The organism is uncultured Nocardioides sp., from assembly GCF_947489365.1.
GTDB lineage: Bacteria > Actinomycetota > Actinomycetes > Propionibacteriales > Nocardioidaceae > Nocardioides.
The window spans coordinates 107,923-123,997 of record NZ_CANLDB010000001.1; the positions used below are offsets into that span (position 1 = coordinate 107,923).

Consider the following 16,075-nt stretch of genomic DNA (forward strand, 5'->3'; position numbering starts at 1 on the left):
GGGCCGTCTACGCGGATCCGCGTACGCCGGGTGCGCCGTCGCGCGGAGGACGAGGACCGCAGGCGGGGCCTAGCCTCCTCCGGTGACCTCCCCGACCCCCGCCGCCGCGGGCGACGTACGCCCGCTGCGGCCGTGGCTCGCCGCGCTGGCGCTGCTGGTGATGGCGGGCACGGCGGGCAGCAACGCGGCCGACGGGCGCACGCGGCTCGGGCTGGCCCTGGTCCTCGCGGCCGTCGCCGTGCTGCCGGTGCTGGTGGCCTCGCGCCGGCCGGGGCCTCCGCTGGTCCTGAACGGTCTCGCGCTGGCGGCGTACCTCGGTCTCGGGCTGGCGTCGGGACCGGTCTTCCTCACCGTCTCGCTGACGACGTACGTCGTGGCGCGCGACCACCGTCCGCGGGTCTGGGCGCCGTGGGCGGCGGTCGCCCTCGTGCTCGTCGGCGTCGGCGGCGTCGTCGGCGTCGTCCGCGGGGTCCGGGACGCGGTCTCGACGGGGTGGCCGTGGCTGGTGATGGTCGCCCTCGTGGTGGCCGCGGGGGCGCTGGCGTCCCTGACCCGGGCCCGGGCCGACGCCCGCCGCGAGCGGGCCGACCGCACCGCCGCCGAGGAGCGGCTGCGCATGGCGCAGGACCTGCACGACGGCGTCGGCCACGGCCTCGCCGTGGCGGCGATGCAGGCCGGGGTGGCGCTGCACGTCCTCGAGAGGGACCCCGCGGCGGCCCGCGCGAGCCTGGAGGCGATCCGCGACGCCAGCCGCGAGTCGCTGGACCGGCTCCGCGCCGAGCTCGACCGACTCTCCGGCCTCGGGCAGGGCGCTCCCCGGCGCCCCGAACCCGGCCTCGCGGACATCGCCGCCACCGTCGAGCGCGTACGCCGCGGCGGCCCCGAGGTGGACCTCCGCGGCGAGGCCGACGGCCGCGCCGAAGGCGTCGAGCGGCTCGTCGTCCCGCCCGAGGTCGGGGAGGCCGCCCACCGCGTCGTCCAGGAGGCGCTCACCAACGTGCTGCGCCACTCGGGCGCCCGACGGGTCGTCGTCCGGCTGGCCACCGGGGACGAGGCCCTGGTCGTCGAGGTCACCGACGACGGTGTCGGGCCGCCGTCCGGGCCCGGCCCGACCGGCCTGGGGCTGAGCGGCCTGCGCCGCCGCGTCGGGTCCCTCGGTGGCACCCTCGAGGCGGGCGCCGGGGCGACCGGGGGCTTCCGGGTGCTCGCCCGGGTCCCGCTGGACGCCGTACCGATGACGACCGGGGAGGCCGGATGAGCCAGGACGCACCGGAGCGCCGCATCCGTGTGGCCGTCGTGGACGACCAGGCGCTGGTGCGGATGGGGCTCACGACCCTGTTGGGCAGCGAGCCCGACCTGGAGCTGGCGGGCGAGGCGGCCGACGGCCGGGCCGGTCTCGAGCTGGTCCGGCGCACCCGCCCGGACGTGGTGCTCTGCGACATCCGCATGCCGGTCCTCGACGGGCTCGGCCTCCTCGAGGCAGTCTCCGCGGACCCGACGCTGGCGGGGGTGCGGGTGGTGGTGCTGACGACGTTCGAGCTCGACGAGTACGTCTTCACCGCCCTGCGCCTCGGCGCCAGCGGCTTCCTGCTGAAGGACGCCGACCCCGCCCGGCTGCTCGAGGCGGTGCGGGTCGTCGCGGACGGCGGGTCCCTGCTCGCACCGACCGTGACCCGGCGGGTCATCGAGCACTTCGGCGGGACGGCGGCCGCACCGGCCGCGAGGCCGCACCCCCGGCTCGGCGACCTCACCGAGCGGGAGCGGGAGATCGCCGGCTGGGTCGCCACGGGCCGCTCGAACGCCGAGATCGCGGACGCGCTCGTGGTCAGCCCGGACACCGTGCGCACCCACGTCAGCCGGGCGATGGTCAAGCTCGGCGCCCGCGACCGCGCCCAGCTCGTGGTCTTCGCGCTCGAGTCGGGGCTCGGTACCTGACGCCGCGCCCCCGCGGACCCTCTTGAGACGACAAAGCAAAGTTCTTGAGCAAAATGCGTGTTTCCAGGACACGGCCCTCGAGGGCTTCCTACATTCCTTCACATGAGCGCGATCCACCACTCGGTCCCGACCCAGCAGGCCCTGCCCTCGCTGGTGGGGGGACAGCCGACCACCGGAGTCCGTCTCGTGCAGGCCTTCGGGCTGCTCGTGGCGGCCCTGCTGGTCGGCCTCGCCCTGATCGTCGGCGCCTGACCCGCACCGTCCGACCCACCGTCTGACCCACACCGCCGGACCCGTCCGCGGTCCGTCGGACACCCGGCTCCGGCCGGCCCTGCCCTCGAGCGGGCACCTCCTCCACCCCCCCGGAGCCCCCCGTGCTGTCACGTCGTCGCGCTGCCGCGCGCCCCCTGAGCCTCGCGTCCGTCGCCGGCTCGGCCGTCTCGTCCACCGCCACCGCGATGCTCCTCAGCGCCGCGCTGCTGTTCGCGACCGTGTGCGCGGCGGTCCTGCCCGGCACCCTGCAGGGGGCCGAGCTGGCCGCGGCCCGACCGCTCGAGCCCTACGCGGCGTACGACGGCCAGTCGACCTGCGCCCCGGCCGCGAAGCCCGGCACGAAGGTGCTGCAGAGCTGGATGGTGCGCACGTACGGCGGCTCGAAGGGCCCGATCTCGCGGCCCTGCAGCAGCGGTGGTCAGTCGGAGCACAAGGAGGGTCGGGCGCTCGACTGGACGATGGACGCCACGAAGACCGCCGACAAGGCCGCCGTCCGCCGCTGGCTGGACGACGTGTTCGCCGCCGACGGCCAGGGTCGTCCCCACGCGAAGGCGCGGCGGATGGGGATCATGTACATCATCTGGGACGACAAGATCTGGCGCTCGTACGACGAGTTCGCCGTCGGCGCCTACACGCCGTGCAAGCCGGTCACCGACTGCTCGAAGACCGCCCGCCACCGCGACCACGTGCACGTGTCGCTGAGCCGGGCCGGTGGTCGCGGCGACACCAGCTGGTACGCCGGCCGCGTCTGAGCCACCCGGACGACCCGGCCGCGGGTCGGGCGCGGGTCGGGCGCGCGTCAGGGGGTGAGGTCGTAGCGGACCTCGCCGGCCTCCCAGCCCTCGACGGGGTCGTCCCACCGCTGCACCCAGGTCTCGGTCTCGACGAAGCCGAGCCGCTCGAGGACGCGGCGGGAGCCGATGTTCACGGCCATGCTGCTGGCCCACACGCGGACCAGGCCGAGTGTCTCGAAGGCGTGGTCGATGAGGGCTTGGCAGCCCTCCGTCGCGAGCCCGCGACCCCACATCGCCCGGGGGAGGCGGTAGCCGAGGTGGGCCACGCCCTCCTCGCCGGGGGTGACGCCGAGGCCCCACCAGCCGGCGAAGTCGCCCTCGTCGGGTGCGCCGTCGCGGAGGAAGCCGACCCAGTAGCCCAGGCCGCGCGTCGGGTCGGAACGGAAGCCGCGCCGCTCGGTCCACTCGTCGGCGGTGTCGGCCGCGGTCGCCGGGCGCCCGGTCAGGTAGCGCATCACCTCGGGGTCGGCGTTGAGCCGCGCGAGGTGCGGGAGGTGCTCGGGGGAGGCCGGGACCAGCCGGAGCCGCTCGGTGAGCAGCTCCGGCAGGCCCGCCGTCACCTCAGGCCTCCCACCCCGCGTCCCAGCCCGGGACGTCACCGGCGGGCCGCTCGCCGTCCCCGACGTACACCGCCGAGGGCCGGATCAGGCGTCCGGTGCGCTTCTGCTCGAGGATGTGCGCCGACCAGCCGGCCGTGCGCGCGCAGGTGAACATCGAGGTGAACATGGGCGCAGGGACCTCGGCGAAGTCGAGGACGATCGCCGCCCAGAACTCGACGTTCGTCTCCAGGACCCGGTCCGGACGCCGCTCCCGCAGCTCCGCCAGGGCGGCCTTCTCGAGCGCCTCGGCGACCTCGTAGCGCGGGGCGTCGAGCTCGCGCGCCGTACGACGGAGCACCCGGGCGCGGGGGTCCTCGGCGCGGTAGACGCGGTGGCCGAAGCCCATGAGCCGCTCGCCGCGGTCGAGGAGGTCCTTGACGTAGGCCTCCGCGTCGCCGGACTTCTCGACGTCGCCGATCATCCCGAGCACGCGGGACGGCGCCCCTCCGTGCAGCGGGCCGGACATCGCCCCGATCGCCCCGGAGAACGCGGCGCCGACGTCCGCGCCGGTCGAGGTGATGACGCGGGCGGTGAAGGTGGAGGCGTTCATGCCGTGCTCGGCGGCCGACGACCAGTAGGCGTCGATCGCCTTGACGTGGTCGGGGTTCGCCTCGCCCTTCCAGCGGATGAGGAACTTCTCGGCGAGCGTGCCGCCCTCGTCGACCTCCGCCTGCGGGACGACGGGCTGGTTCAGCCCGCGCGCCGACTGCGCGGCGTACGACAGGACCATGACGGCGACCCGCGACAGGTCCTCGCGGGCCTGCTCGTCGCTGATGTCGTAGGTCTGGCGGAACCCGAACGCGGGCGCGAGCATCGCGATCGCGGCCTGCACGTCCACGCGGACGTCGCCGGTGTGGACCGGGATGTTGTAGGCCTCGGCGGGAGGCAGGCCCGGGTCGTAGCTGCCGTCGATCAGCAGCCCCCAGACCTTCTCGAAGGGGACGCGCCCGACGAGCTCCTCGATGTCGACACCGCGGTAGCGCAGCGCGCCGCCCTCGCGGTCCGGCTCGGCGATGTCGGTCTCGAACGCGACCACGCCCTCGAGCCCGTGGTGGACCTCGGTCATCTGCACTCCCTCCGACCCGGCCCCAGTGCCGGGTCTGCCGTGCGCAGCCTGCCTCACCGGAGGCTCTCGCGCGAGGGATCGCCGAACGTGGCGGTAGGTTCGGCCGGGTGACCCAGCCCCACCTCGGTGACCTGGCCGCCATGCGCGAGGAGTACGCCGCGAGCGGGCTCGACGAGTCCGACCTCGCCGGCGACCCCTTCGCGATGTTCGACCGCTGGTTCGCCGAGGCCCGCGACGCCGGGCTCCACGAGCCCAACGCGATGGTGGTCGCCACCGTCTCGGCCGAGGGCCGCCCGTCCGCCCGGACGGTGCTGCTCAAGGGCGCCGACGACCTGGGCTTCCGCTTCTACACCAACAGCGAGTCCCGCAAGGGTTCCGACCTCGCCGCCGTCCCGGCCTGCTCGCTGCTCTTCCCGTGGCACCCGCTGGAGCGGCAGGTGCGCGTGGACGGCGTCGCCGAGCCGTTGGGCCGCGACGAGGTGGCGGCGTACTTCGCATCCCGCCCGCGGGGCTCCCGGCTGGGGGCGTGGGCCTCCGACCAGTCCCGGCCCGTCGCCTCCCGGGCGGAGCTGGAGGAGGCGTGGGCCGCGGCCGAGGAGCGGTTCGAGGGCTCCGACGACGTTCCCGTCCCGCCGCAGTGGGGCGGCTACCTCGTCCGCCCCTGGCGCTTCGAGTTCTGGCAGGGCCGCCGCAACCGCCTCCACGACCGCCTCGTCTACGAGCGCGACCACGTCGGCTCCACCAGCTGGACCGTCACCCGGCTGGCCCCGTAGAGCTCCCGGGCTGCGCAGACGTGCCGACTCGGCGTCCGCGGGAAAACTCCCTTGTGGACGTCGGGGCGCCGACCTACCGTGGAGGGACACGAGGAAGGAGGTGGTCCGACAGATGAGTTCTGACAGGACACGTGAGGTGGCTGCTCGCTAGCAGCTCCACCCAGGAGCGGATCGTGCGCGTGGGACCACCCACCGCGACCCGCCGCCAGCGGTGTGGCAGCAGCTGGCACTACCGGGCAGTCACCCGGCCCGCAGGCGCTCCGGCCCGTCCGACCGGAGTCCCTCGTCACCGACGAGGGGACCACGCCTGCGGGCCGTTCCCGTCTCCGGGGACGACGCCTCAGCCCGTGCGCACCCAGGTGGCGGTGTCCGGGGAACCCGGGGTGGGGCCCGAGCAGACGACGACCTCGCCGGCCGGCGGCTCGACGGCCGAGTCGCCGCAGTTGAGGTGGCAGACCAGGTCGCCGCGGCGCAGCGTCAGCACGTCGTCGTGCGTCTCGACCGAGACCTCCCGCGGCACACCCGGCAGCACCTCGCGCCGTGCCGCCAGGGCCCGGCGGTAGAACGCGAGCGTCGAGTCCTCGTCGGCCTGCTGAGCGGCGACGGACAGCCCGGCCCACTCCTCCGGCTGCGGCAGCCACGGCTGGCTGCCCGGCGCAACGGGACCGAAGCCGTACGGCGGCTCGTCGCCCTCCCAGGGGATCGGCACGCGGCAGCCGTCCCGGCCGACCTCGCCGGTGCGGAACCACGACGGGTCGGTGCGGTCCTCGGGGGCGACGTCGACCTCGGGCAGGCCGAGCTCCTCGCCCTGGTAGAGGTACGCCGACCCGGGCAGCGCCAGCATCGTCAGCGTCGCGGCCCGCGCCCGGGCGAGACCCCGCTCCGGGGTCGCGCCGGCGGCGTACCGGGTCGCGTGGCGGACGACGTCGTGGTTCGACAGCACCCACGTCGCGGAGGCGTCGACCCGGCCGACGGCCTCGAGGGTGTCGGTGACGACGTCCGCGAAAGACGACGCCGACCACGGCGCGAGCAGCCAGGCGAAGTTGAAGGCCTGCTGGAACTCGTCGGCCCGCACGTAGCGCGACATCGACTCGGCGTCCGGTGTCCACGCCTCGGCGACCATCATCCGGTCCCCGCCGTACGCGGCGAGGACCTCGTGCCACCGGCGGTAGACGTCGTGGACGCCGGGCTGGTCCCACATCGGCTCGTCCGCGCGGTCGCGGGCGACCATCGAGTCGTCGCGACCCGGCGCGGGCAGGTCGGGGTCGTCGTGGTCCGGCAGCCCCGCGGCCTTGATCAGCCCGTGGGCGACGTCGACCCGGAAGCCGTCGACGCCGCGGTCGAGCCAGAACCGGAGGACGTCGACGAACATGTCGCCGACCTCGGGGTGCTGCCAGTCGAGGTCGGGCTGGGTGGAGTCGAAGAGGTGCAGGTACCACTCGGGCTGCTCCGAGCCGTCGTCCACGCGCGACCAGGCGGCGCCGCCGAAGACCGAGCGCCAGTTGTTCGGCGGCTCCGGGCTCCACGGCCGGAAGTGGTAGCGGGCGCGCTCCGGCGAGCCCGGCCCGGCGGCCACCGCGGCCCGGAACCACGCGTGCTCCGACGAGGTGTGGTTCGGGACCAGGTCGACGATCACCCTCAGCCCGAGGCCGTGCGCGGCCTCGACGAGCCGCTCGGCGTCACCGAGGTCGCCGAACAGCGGGTCGACGTCGCGGTAGTCGGCGACGTCGTACCCGTGGTCGTGCTGCGGTGAGCGGTAGAACGGGGTCAGCCACACCGCGTCGACGCCCAGGTCGGCGAGGTGGGGCAGGCGGGCCGTGATGCCCGGCAGGTCGCCCACCCCGTCGCCGTCGGCGTCCGCGAAGCTGCGGACGTAGACCTGGTACACGGTGGCGTCGCGCCACCAGGGAGCCTGCTTGGAACGATCCAAAGACATGCTGTCGAGTCTCTCACGGTGAGCCGTGCCGTACGTCGGGGTGCGCGGGGTCGGCGCCGGCCGCCTCTGGGTCGTCCGGCGGCTGAGCCACAGGGCGATGGCGTCGCACGAACGGACGGACCGGACCGGACCGGCCCTCAGGTGGTCCGGGCCCAGCCGAACTGCTCGGCGTCAACAGTGATCCAGGTGTGCTCGGCGGTGCCGACCAGCGTGCCGGCGTCGTCGTACAGGCTGGCGGCGGTGCGGATCTTGCGGCCGTCCTCGCCGCGGCCCTCGCCCACGACGACGTGCTCGACGCCCGGGCGCGGCAGCGCGACCAGTGAGGCGGTCATCCGGCCGAGGACCATGGCGCGCTCGCCGATGCCCACGGCCCAGGCGCTGATGCAGTCCAGCGCCGACCAGGTCGAGGCGACGTCCGAGGTCGTCGCGTCCGCGGGGGTCCAGGTGGCGGCGACGCGTGCCCCGCCGACCGGGCCGGGGAAGATCCGCAGGCCGTCGCCCGGCGCGCGCTCGGTGCCGCAGCCGAAGCAGGTGGCGAAGCCGTGGTGCGTCAGTCCCGGGTACGACGCCTCGGCGGCGCGGGCCACGTCGGCGGGAACGCCCGCGGCCGGGCTCGGGGAGGTGTCGGCCGGCGTCGCCGACGCGACCAGCGCGCCGTCGTGGTGCAGCGAGGTGACGCCGTCCTCGGTGGCGAGGTCCAGTGGCGTGTCGAGGGGCGGCGGCCGCCGCAGGGTCACCGTCACCGGCGTCGTGTGGTCGGTGGCGGGCACGCTCGTGGCGAGCGCTCCGGCCACCCAGCCGCCGTTGCCGGAGGCGGGTGGGCCGCAGAAGCGGGCGGGCACGGTGAGGGTCGTCACCGGCCGCAGTCTGCCCGCTCCCGCGGCCGTCGCCGCACGACCCCGTCACCAGCTGACGGCGACGTCCAGGACCCAGGTGATGCCGAAGCGGTCGACGAGCATCCCGTACGCCGGGCTCCACTGCGATGGCCCGAACGCCTCGACGACCTCGGCGCCGTCGGCGAGTGCCTCCCAGATCGCGGTGACCTCCTCGACGGTCTCGCCGCGCAGGGAGACGAACACGTCGCGGACGCCGCGCTCGAGCGGCTTGCTGGCGGGGGCGTCGTACGCCATGACGGTGAAGCCGTTCGGGGCGACGACCTGGCCGAAGACCACGTCCTCGGCCTCCTCGGGACGCTCGACCCGGTCGGCCTGCGCGTTGGTGACGACGTGGGCCTCCCCGCCGACGGCGGCGGCGTAGAAGGTGAGGGCCTCGCGGGCCTGGCCACGGAAGTTGAGGTGGGGGACGACGGCGACGGACATGGCGGTGCTCCTTCGGTGAGGGGTGGGCCGGCCGCGGGCGCGACCGGCCGACCGGGCGTCGGACGACGACCGGTGGTCAGGGGTGAGGGGTGCTGTGGCGGGCCGCTACGGGCCCGGCGGCGCGACACGCAGCGCGGGCAGCACCACCACGTCGACGAGGTGCATGAGCTCGTCGACGTCGATCGGACGCCGCTCGACGGCGAGCCGGAACGCGGTCATCGACGGGGTGACACGGGCGACGGTCGCGACGTCGACGTCCGCCGGCACCTCGCCGCGGGTCACGGCGCGCTCCATGAGGAGGCGCTGGGAGTCCACGAACGGACCGATGATCGCGGCGCTGGCCGCCTCGGCGAGCTCGGAGGACTGGGACAGCAGCGAGGTGAGACCCCGCATGACGCCCAGGGAACGGGCGTCCTCCTCGGGGGTCTGGGGCCGGAACAGCGCCGCGAGGTCGCCGCGCAGGGTGCCGGTGTCCGGCAGGTGGTCCAGGGTCGGTTCGTCGCCGCCCATCCGGCCGACGGCGGCGACCACGAGGTCGGCCTTCGACGGCCAGCGCCGGTAGATCGTGGCCTTGCCCGCGCCGGCCCGCCGGGCGACCTCGGCGGTGGTCAGGTCGTCATACCCGACCTGGGCGAGCAGGTCGAGCGTCGCGTCGAGGATGGCCTCGTCGCGGGAGGCGTCGCGGGGGCGGCCGCCGGTGCTCGTGCTCATGACAGAAACGATACCTGCCGGTTCCGATACTGACAAGTACCGGAACCGATCAGTTTTGAAATGGGCTCGGGACGGCTTTCCCGCGGCCCGCGAAGGCCGGACCGGCGAGGAACCAGATGGCCGTGACGAGGCCGAGCAGCAGCATCGTCGACCAGTACGGGTGGGTCGAGGCCTCGTCGAGCGTGGTCGGAACCGGCTCGCCGCCGGCGGCGACCATGGCCAGGAGCGCGCCGCAGGCCAGGACGCTCGCGACGACGACGCGGGACCACTCGACCCACAGCGCGCGGACGGCGGCGGGGGAGCCCTTCGAAGGTGAGGAGGGGGCGGGTCCGTCGGCGAAGCGGTGGGCGAAGCGGACGTCGGCCCAGCGCACGACGCTGTGCCCGAACGCGACCGTGAACCCCAGGTAGACCGCGGCGAGGGCGTGGGCCCGGGTCGGCTCCGCCCCGCGGGCGACGTCGACGCCCACGACGAGCAGCAGAACGACGTCCACCAGCGGGACGCAGACGAGCAGGACCGAGCTGGGGCGCCGGAGCCGAAGGACGTAGCGCGCCGTCAACCCGCCGAGCAGGAAGACCCAGAAGGCGACCTCGGCCGCCACGATCGCCGCGATCACGAGGTCGGTCCCAGGTCGAGCAGGACCCGGCGCAGCTGGGCGCGGGCGCGGTCGGGGTCCGTGAGGCCTGGCGCGACGAGCAGCCGGAGGAAGAGTCCGTCGACCAGGGCCCCGAGGTCCTCGGCGGCGGCCTCCACGTCGAGGCCCTCGCGGGTCCGGCCCGCCGCGCGCAGGCCCTCGACGACGGAGCGGCAGAAGGACTGGACCCCGTCGAAGCTCGCCGCCGCGACCGGCTGCAGCTCCTCGTCGACGCTGGCGCGGGTGACGAACTGCAGGTGGGCGAGGAACTCCTCACGGGTGCGGTCGGTCAGGGGGAGGAGCTCACCCAGGCCCGCGAGGGCCGCCTCGAGCGGATCCTCGTGGCTGGCGCAGGCGACCCGCACCCGCTGGGTGACGGAGCGGACCAGATCCTCCATCGCGAACCGGTGGAGGTCGGCCTGCGTGGCGAAGAAGTGCCGCACCGAGCCCGTCGACAGCTGCGCCTCGGCGGCCACGTTCCGCACCGAGGCGGCCTCGAAGCCGTCGCGCCGCACGACGCTCCAGACGGCCTCGGCGAGCAGTCGTCGTCGCTCGTCCCCGTCGATCGTCCTGACCACGGATCCAAACTAGCACGACTGTGACAGTCAGGAGCTCTTGACGGCCTCGTACCGGTCCAGCGCCTCCTTGCGCTCCTCCTTGTGGTCCACGATCGGCGGCGGGTAGCCGACCCGGTCGCGGTCGTCGGCCGACGGCTCGTGGGGGTCGGCGACGTCCGCGAGCTCGGGAACCCACCGGCGGACGTACTCGCCCTGCGGATCGAACTTCTTGCCCTGCGTCGTGGGGTTGAAGATCCGGAAGAAGGGCGAGGCGTCGGTGCCGGACCCGGCGACCCACTGCCAGCCGTGGTTGTTGGAGGCGAGGTCGCCGTCCGCGAGCAGGTCCAGGAAGTGCCGCGCGCCGTGCTGCCACTCGACGTGGAGGTCCTTGACCAGGAAGCTCGCCGTGATCATCCGGAGCCGGTTGTGCATCCAGCCGCTCTGCTTGAGCTGTCGCATCCCGGCGTCGACGATCGGGAAGCCGGTGCGGCCCTCCCGCCACGCGTCGAAGGCCTCGCCCGGCTGGGCGTAGGCCATCCGCGCGAACTCCGGTTTGTAGTAGTCCCGGGCGGTCTCCGGGCGCCGGAACAGCACGTCCGCGTAGAACTCGCGCCACGCGATCTCGGTGCGGTAGGTCGACCGGCCCTTGCCGCTGCCCTTGGCCAGGTCGGCGAGCAGCGTGCGGGGGTGGACCTCGCCGTACTTGAGGTGCGTCGACATCCGCGAGGTCTTGTCGTGGTCGGGGCGGTCCCGCTCGTCGTCGTAGTCGGCGACGTCGTCGGCGAACGCGTGCCAGCGCTTCGTGGCGGCGTCCTCGCCGGCCTCCGGGATCGTCAGGTCGGCCGGCAGGTCGACGGTGGGGACGTCCACGGTCTTCTCGAGCTCCAGCCACGAGCCCCCCGTCGGGGCGTCGTACGGCGCCTCCCAGCCGATGTCGGCCCACGCCCGGGAGAAGGGGGTGAAGACCTGGTAGGCCTTGCCCGAGCCGTTCAGCACGCTGCCGGGCGCCACGGCGTACGGCGAGCCGACGCGCACCAGCTCGATGCCGGCCTTCTCCAGCTCCGCCTCGACCCGCTCGTCGCGCTCGCGGCCGTAGGGCCCGAAGTCCTCCGCGACGAACACCCGGGTCGCGTCGACCGCCTTGGCGGCGAGGACGACCTGCCGCTCCGGCTTGCCGCGGACGACGGACAACGACGTCCTGCGCTTCCGCAGGGAGGCGTCGAGGCTGCGCAGCGAGTCGCAGAGGTAGGCGCGGCGGGAGACACCCGACGGCCCCCACAGGGCGGGGTCGAGGACGAACAGCGGCAGGACGGGTCCCGCCTCGCTGGCCTGCAGCAGGGCCGGGTTGTCGGCCAGGCGCAGGTCGCGTCGGAACCACATGACGGCGGGCTCGGGGCCGGACTGGGTGCTCACCGTCCCTTCGTACCCTGCTGCCGTCCGCGGCAACAACGGCCCCGTGCGCGGGCGGTCGGCGGGGTGGACCCGATAGGACACAATGGGGCCGTGAGCGACCTGATCGACACCACCGAGATGTACCTCCGGACGATCTACGAGCTCGTCGAGGAGGACATCGTCCCGCTGCGCGCCCGCATCGCCGAGCGCCTGCACCAGAGCGGGCCGACGGTGTCGCAGACGGTGGCCCGGATGGAGCGCGACGGCCTGCTGACCGTCGAGGGGGACCGCCACCTCGAGCTGACCCCCGAGGGCCGCAGGCTCGCGACGCGGGTGATGCGCAAGCACCGCCTCGCCGAGCGACTGCTCACCGACGTCATCGGCCTCGAGTGGGAGCTCGTCCACGAGGAGGCGTGCCGCTGGGAGCACGTCATGTCGGAGACCGTCGAGCGTCGCCTCCTCGAGCTGCTCGACAACCCCACCTCCTCGCCGTACGGCAACCCGATCCCGGGCCTCGACGAGCTGGGCCAGACCGCGCCCGCCGAGAGCTTCATGGAGGGCGTCCAGCCGCTGTCCAGCGCCGCCGGGGACGACGAGTCCCGCGTCCACGTCCGCCGGATCTCCGAGGAGATGCAGAAGGACGAGCAGCTCATGTCGGCCCTCCGCCGCGTCGGCGCGCTGCCCGACAAGACCGTCGTCGTCGCCGCCACCGAGCAGGGCGTCCTCGTCGGCTCCGGCGGCGAGACCGCCGAGATCGTCCCCGAGGCCGCCGACCACATCTTCGTCAGCAAGCTCTGACGCTGCCGCCCCACGGGCCGAGTCGGCACGTCTGCGCAGCTCTGAGGGGTCGAGTCGGCACGTCTGCGCAGCTCTGGGGTGTCGAGTCGGCACATGTGAGCGCGCGCCGGTGTACGCCGGCCGCTCGCGGCCGACTGGCTCGCCGCATCACTCGTCGTGCAGACCAACCCTCTCGGGCCGGCCGCCTGTCGGCTCCCTCGCCGTCCCTCCCGATCGCCGAGTCGGCAGAAGCCGCCCTCGCTCGCCAGGGCTCGCTCGGTGCGTTTCAGCCGACTCGGCTCGGGTGCCACTCCACGCGGTCCGACCTCCCGCCGGGTGCCACTCGGTGCGGGCTGACCTCCCGCCGGGTGCCACTCGATGCGGTCCGACCTCCCGCCCGGTGCCACTCCACGCGGTCCGACCTCCCGCCCGGTGCCACTCCACGCGGTCCGACCTCCCGCCCGGTGCCACTCGGTGCGGGCTGACCTCCCGCCGGGTGCCGCTCTGGGCGGTCGTCCGCCTCACCGGGTCTTGACGAGGCGGACTCGCTGCGCTCGTCGGCTGCTCGACTACCGGTAGCGGGCGTCAGCCGAGCAGGTCGGTGAGGAACCCGCTGCACCCCGCGTCGACGGTGTACGTCGCGAGCTCGTCGCCGCGGGTGGTGCCGCGGTTGACGATGACCACCGGGGTGCCGTTCTTCGCCGCGCGCTTCACGAACCGCAGCCCGCTCATCACCGCGAGCGACGAGCCCGCCACGAGCAGGGCGCCGTCCGTCGCAGCCAGCGACTCGACGGCGTCGTAGCAGCGCTGCACCCGGTCCTTCGGCACGTTCTCGCCGAAGAACACCACGTGCGGCTTGAGGATCCCGCCGCACGCCTCGCAGTCGGGGACGACGAACCCGGCGGTCTCCTCCAGCGCCACGTCGCCGTCCGGCCTGACGTCGACGTCGCGGTGCTCCTCGACCCAGCCCGGGTTGAGCACGGTCATCCGGGCGTGCAGGTCGGCGCGCGGGGACGTCGTCCGGCAGTCGAGGCAGACCACCTCGGCGATCCGGCCGTGGAGGGCCACGAGGCTGCGCGACCCGGCCTGCTCGTGCAGGCCGTCGACGTTCTGGGTGATCAGCAGCGTCGGGTCCAGCGCGGCGAGCGCGCGGTGGCCGGGGTTGGGGTCGGCGGCGCGCATCCGTCCCCACCCCACGTGGCTGCGCGCCCAGTAGCGCTGGCGGGAGGCGTGGCCGGAGACGAACTCCTGGTAGGTCATCGGCTGCCGCGCCACGGAGCCCGGGCCGCGGTAGTCGGGGATGCCCGAGTCGGTCGACAGACCGGCGCCCGTGAGGACGACCAGGGGCCGGTCGGCCAGCAGCGCCAGCGCGGCGGTGCGCCCGTCGGTCGTCGTCGTGCCGGACGAGTGGATCACGCGCCGTAGCGGACCGCGGCCCGCGCCCTCGCCTTGGCGGCCTCGACCTCGCGGTCCTTCGGCGGGGCGACGGTCACCAGCCGGTCGAGCAGGCGCTGGGTGGTCGCGGCGATCTCGGCAACGGCCTCGTCGTACGCCGCGGCGTTCGCGGTCGACGGCTTGCTGGCCCCGCCGACCTTGCGGACGTACTGCAGCGCCGCCGCCGAGACCTCGTCCGGCGTGGCCGGCGGTGCAAAGTTGTTGAGCGGGCGGATGTTGCGGCACATGCGGCGAGCGTACGTCGACCGGCCGGGCCCCGGCAGGCCTCCGAGGCCGAGGTGTCCCGGCCGGGGCTGGCAGGATCGGGGCATGGCTGACCGCGACCTCGACCTCGTCCTGCTCGGCGCGACCGGCTTCACCGGGGGCCTCACGGCCGACTACCTGGCCGCCCACGCCCCCGACGGGCTGCGCTGGGCGCTGGCGGGCCGCAGCGCCGACAAGCTCGCCGCCGTCCGCGACCGGCTCGGCCTGCCCGACCTCGAGCTGGTCGTCGTCGACTCCTCGGACCCCGCGGGCCTCGCCGCCATGGCCGCCCGCACCCGCCTGGTCGTCACCACCGTCGGGCCGTACCAGGCGTACGGCGAGCCGCTCGTCGCCGCCTGCGCGGCGGCCGGGACCGACTACTGCGACCTCACCGGCGAGCCCGAGTTCGTGGACCGCATGTACGTCGCCCACCACGAGACCGCGGTCGCCAGCGGCGCCCGCCTCGTGCACTGCTGCGGCTTCGACTCCATCCCGCACGACCTCGGCGTGCTCCACGCGGTGGACCGCCTGCCCGACGACCAGCCGATCACGGCGTACGGCGTGGTCCGGGCCAGCGGCACCTTCTCGGGGGGCACCTTCCACTCCGCGGTCGGCGCGTTCTCGCGGGCCGGCGAGATGCGTAAGGCGCACGCCGCCCGTCGCCAGGCCGAGCCCCGGCCGGAGGGCGGCCGCCGGTCGCGCGCGGTCGGCACCCGTCCCCGCCGCGACTCGCGCCTGGGGTTCTGGCTGCTGCCGCTGCCCACCATCGACCCCATGGTCGTCGCCAGGAGCGGCGCCGCGCTGGCGTCCTACGGCCCCGACTTCCGTTACTCCCACTACGCCGGGACGAAGACCCTGCCGTACGCCGTCGGTGGGCTGGTCGGGGCCGGGGCGGTGGGGCTGGCGGCGCAGGTGCCGCTGACGCGCAGGGCGATGCTCTCGCTCGTCAAGCAGGGCGACGGGCCCGACGAGGAGCGTCGCGCGCGCTCCCGCTTCAGCGTGGACGTCGTCGCGAGCGCCGGCGACACCACCGTCCACACCCGCGTCAGCGGGGGCGACCCCGGCTACACCGAGACCGCGAAGATGCTCGCCGAGTCCGCCCTGTGCCTGCTGGCCGACGACGTGCCGACCACGGCCGGCCAGGTCACCACGGCCCAGGCGATGGGACAGCCCCTGATCGCGCGGCTGGAGGCCGCGGGGATGCGGTTCGAGACCGTCGCCTGAGCCCCGGGGACCTCACCCGGCGGAGTCGAACTCCTCCTGGCTGGGGACCTCGACGTCGCTGAACTCGGCCTCCGTGAACCGGACCGGGATCACGTCGCGCAGGGAGGGGGCGTTCTCGAAGGCGTAGGCGACCTCCACGAAGTAGCCGGCGCGGAGCCCGTCGCCCGAGGCGATCACCCGCTGCTCGGGGGCGAGACGGACCACCCCGTCGGTCGGGACCTCGACCGGGCCGTCGGGCAGGACGACGTCGATGCGTCCGTCGTCGGTGATGATCTCGACGTCCGTGAGCGCGTCGGCCTCCGTGGCCTCGTTGACCAGCGTGGCGACGAGCGTCCCGTTGACTCCCCGTCCGTGACGAGGGTGGCGTTCAGGACGTTCATGCGGTCG

19 protein-coding genes are annotated in these 16,075 nt (G+C 74.5%); 7 read left to right on the forward strand and 12 right to left on the reverse strand.

Annotation, left to right across the window (positions count from 1 at the left end):
- Window positions 1-82: 82 nt before the first annotated feature.
- The 4 genes from Q0858_RS00505 (at window position 83) to Q0858_RS00520 (ending at window position 2,960) form a co-directional block, all read left to right on the forward strand.
- The gene (locus tag Q0858_RS00505; protein ID WP_299049914.1) at window positions 83-1,258 is read left to right on the forward strand and encodes a histidine kinase; all 1,176 of its coding nucleotides are present in this window, start codon (window positions 83-85) and stop codon (window positions 1,256-1,258) included.
- Window positions 1,255-1,935, forward strand: a complete 681-nt coding sequence (locus tag Q0858_RS00510; protein ID WP_299049916.1) for a response regulator transcription factor — start codon at window positions 1,255-1,257, stop codon at window positions 1,933-1,935. Before Q0858_RS00505 ends, Q0858_RS00510 begins: the two co-directional genes overlap by 4 nt.
- Window positions 1,936-2,037: 102 nt before the next feature.
- Window positions 2,038-2,187 (forward strand): hypothetical protein, encoded by a 150-nt coding sequence (locus Q0858_RS00515; RefSeq protein ID WP_299049918.1) that lies wholly within the window; start codon window positions 2,038-2,040, stop codon window positions 2,185-2,187.
- Window positions 2,188-2,309: 122 nt separating this feature from the next.
- Window positions 2,310-2,960 (forward strand): hypothetical protein, encoded by a 651-nt coding sequence (locus Q0858_RS00520; protein ID WP_299049919.1) that lies wholly within the window; start codon window positions 2,310-2,312, stop codon window positions 2,958-2,960.
- Window positions 2,961-3,007: 47 nt separating this feature from the next.
- Here the strand turns inward: Q0858_RS00520 and Q0858_RS00525 are convergent, their stop codons facing one another.
- Together Q0858_RS00525 and Q0858_RS00530 are read right to left on the reverse strand one after the other, a co-directional pair.
- The gene (locus tag Q0858_RS00525; protein ID WP_299049921.1) at window positions 3,008-3,562 is read right to left on the reverse strand and encodes a GNAT family N-acetyltransferase; all 555 of its coding nucleotides are present in this window, start codon (window positions 3,560-3,562) and stop codon (window positions 3,008-3,010) included.
- Between the two features lies 1 nt (window position 3,563).
- Window positions 3,564-4,667, reverse strand: coding sequence for a citrate synthase 2 (locus Q0858_RS00530; RefSeq protein ID WP_299049923.1), 1,104 nt, complete (start codon window positions 4,665-4,667; stop codon window positions 3,564-3,566).
- A 107-nt stretch (window positions 4,668-4,774) separates the two neighbouring features.
- Between Q0858_RS00530 and pdxH the strand changes: the two genes are divergently transcribed.
- Window positions 4,775-5,440 carry a pyridoxamine 5'-phosphate oxidase gene (pdxH, locus tag Q0858_RS00535; RefSeq protein ID WP_366915980.1) on the forward strand — a complete coding sequence of 222 codons (666 nt, stop codon included), beginning with the start codon at window positions 4,775-4,777 and terminating at the stop codon, window positions 5,438-5,440.
- Window positions 5,441-5,780: 340 nt separating this feature from the next.
- Here pdxH and Q0858_RS00540 read toward each other — a convergent pair whose 3' ends face one another.
- The 7 genes from Q0858_RS00540 to Q0858_RS00570 form a co-directional block, all read right to left on the reverse strand.
- Window positions 5,781-7,376, reverse strand: coding sequence for a glycoside hydrolase family 13 protein (locus Q0858_RS00540; protein WP_299049925.1), 1,596 nt, complete (start codon window positions 7,374-7,376; stop codon window positions 5,781-5,783).
- Between the two features lie 137 nt (window positions 7,377-7,513).
- Complete coding sequence (locus tag Q0858_RS00545; RefSeq protein WP_299049927.1) at window positions 7,514-8,233, reverse strand: hypothetical protein; 720 nt, start codon at window positions 8,231-8,233, stop codon at window positions 7,514-7,516.
- Window positions 8,234-8,278: 45 nt separating this feature from the next.
- Window positions 8,279-8,695, reverse strand: a complete 417-nt coding sequence (locus Q0858_RS00550; protein WP_299049929.1) for a VOC family protein — start codon at window positions 8,693-8,695, stop codon at window positions 8,279-8,281.
- 105 nt (window positions 8,696-8,800) lie between these two features.
- Window positions 8,801-9,406 carry a TetR/AcrR family transcriptional regulator gene (locus Q0858_RS00555; RefSeq protein ID WP_299049931.1) on the reverse strand — a complete coding sequence of 202 codons (606 nt, stop codon included), beginning with the start codon at window positions 9,404-9,406 and terminating at the stop codon, window positions 8,801-8,803.
- A 49-nt stretch (window positions 9,407-9,455) separates the two neighbouring features.
- Entirely contained in the window at window positions 9,456-10,022 is a 567-nt protein-coding gene (locus Q0858_RS00560) for a hypothetical protein (protein ID WP_299049934.1), read from the reverse strand.
- The gene (locus Q0858_RS00565) at window positions 10,019-10,618 is read right to left on the reverse strand and encodes a TetR family transcriptional regulator C-terminal domain-containing protein (RefSeq protein ID WP_299049937.1); all 600 of its coding nucleotides are present in this window, start codon (window positions 10,616-10,618) and stop codon (window positions 10,019-10,021) included. The genes Q0858_RS00560 and Q0858_RS00565 overlap by 4 nt, the downstream gene beginning before the upstream one ends.
- A gap of 27 nt (window positions 10,619-10,645) precedes the next feature.
- The gene (locus tag Q0858_RS00570) at window positions 10,646-12,010 is read right to left on the reverse strand and encodes a deoxyribodipyrimidine photo-lyase (protein ID WP_299049939.1); all 1,365 of its coding nucleotides are present in this window, start codon (window positions 12,008-12,010) and stop codon (window positions 10,646-10,648) included.
- Window positions 12,011-12,100: 90 nt separating this feature from the next.
- Between Q0858_RS00570 and Q0858_RS00575 the strand changes: the two genes are divergently transcribed.
- Window positions 12,101-12,787, forward strand: a complete 687-nt coding sequence (locus tag Q0858_RS00575; RefSeq protein WP_299049942.1) for a metal-dependent transcriptional regulator — start codon at window positions 12,101-12,103, stop codon at window positions 12,785-12,787.
- Window positions 12,788-13,351: 564 nt separating this feature from the next.
- On the opposite strand, the gene Q0858_RS00580 is transcribed toward Q0858_RS00575, so the two are convergent.
- Both Q0858_RS00580 and Q0858_RS00585 read right to left on the reverse strand, forming a co-directional pair.
- Window positions 13,352-14,182: a Sir2 family NAD-dependent protein deacetylase gene (locus Q0858_RS00580; protein ID WP_299049945.1), complete on the reverse strand. Its 831-nt coding sequence runs from the start codon at window positions 14,180-14,182 to the stop codon at window positions 13,352-13,354.
- Complete coding sequence (locus Q0858_RS00585; protein WP_299049947.1) at window positions 14,179-14,448, reverse strand: DUF2277 domain-containing protein; 270 nt, start codon at window positions 14,446-14,448, stop codon at window positions 14,179-14,181. Before Q0858_RS00585 ends, Q0858_RS00580 begins: the two co-directional genes overlap by 4 nt.
- Before the next feature lie 82 nt (window positions 14,449-14,530).
- Between Q0858_RS00585 and Q0858_RS00590 the strand changes: the two genes are divergently transcribed.
- Window positions 14,531-15,688, forward strand: a complete 1,158-nt coding sequence (locus Q0858_RS00590) for a saccharopine dehydrogenase NADP-binding domain-containing protein (protein WP_299049950.1) — start codon at window positions 14,531-14,533, stop codon at window positions 15,686-15,688.
- Window positions 15,689-15,700: 12 nt separating this feature from the next.
- Here Q0858_RS00590 and Q0858_RS00595 read toward each other — a convergent pair whose 3' ends face one another.
- Window positions 15,701-15,892, reverse strand: coding sequence for a hypothetical protein (locus tag Q0858_RS00595; RefSeq protein ID WP_299049951.1), 192 nt, complete (start codon window positions 15,890-15,892; stop codon window positions 15,701-15,703).
- Window positions 15,893-16,075 lie beyond the last annotated feature (183 nt).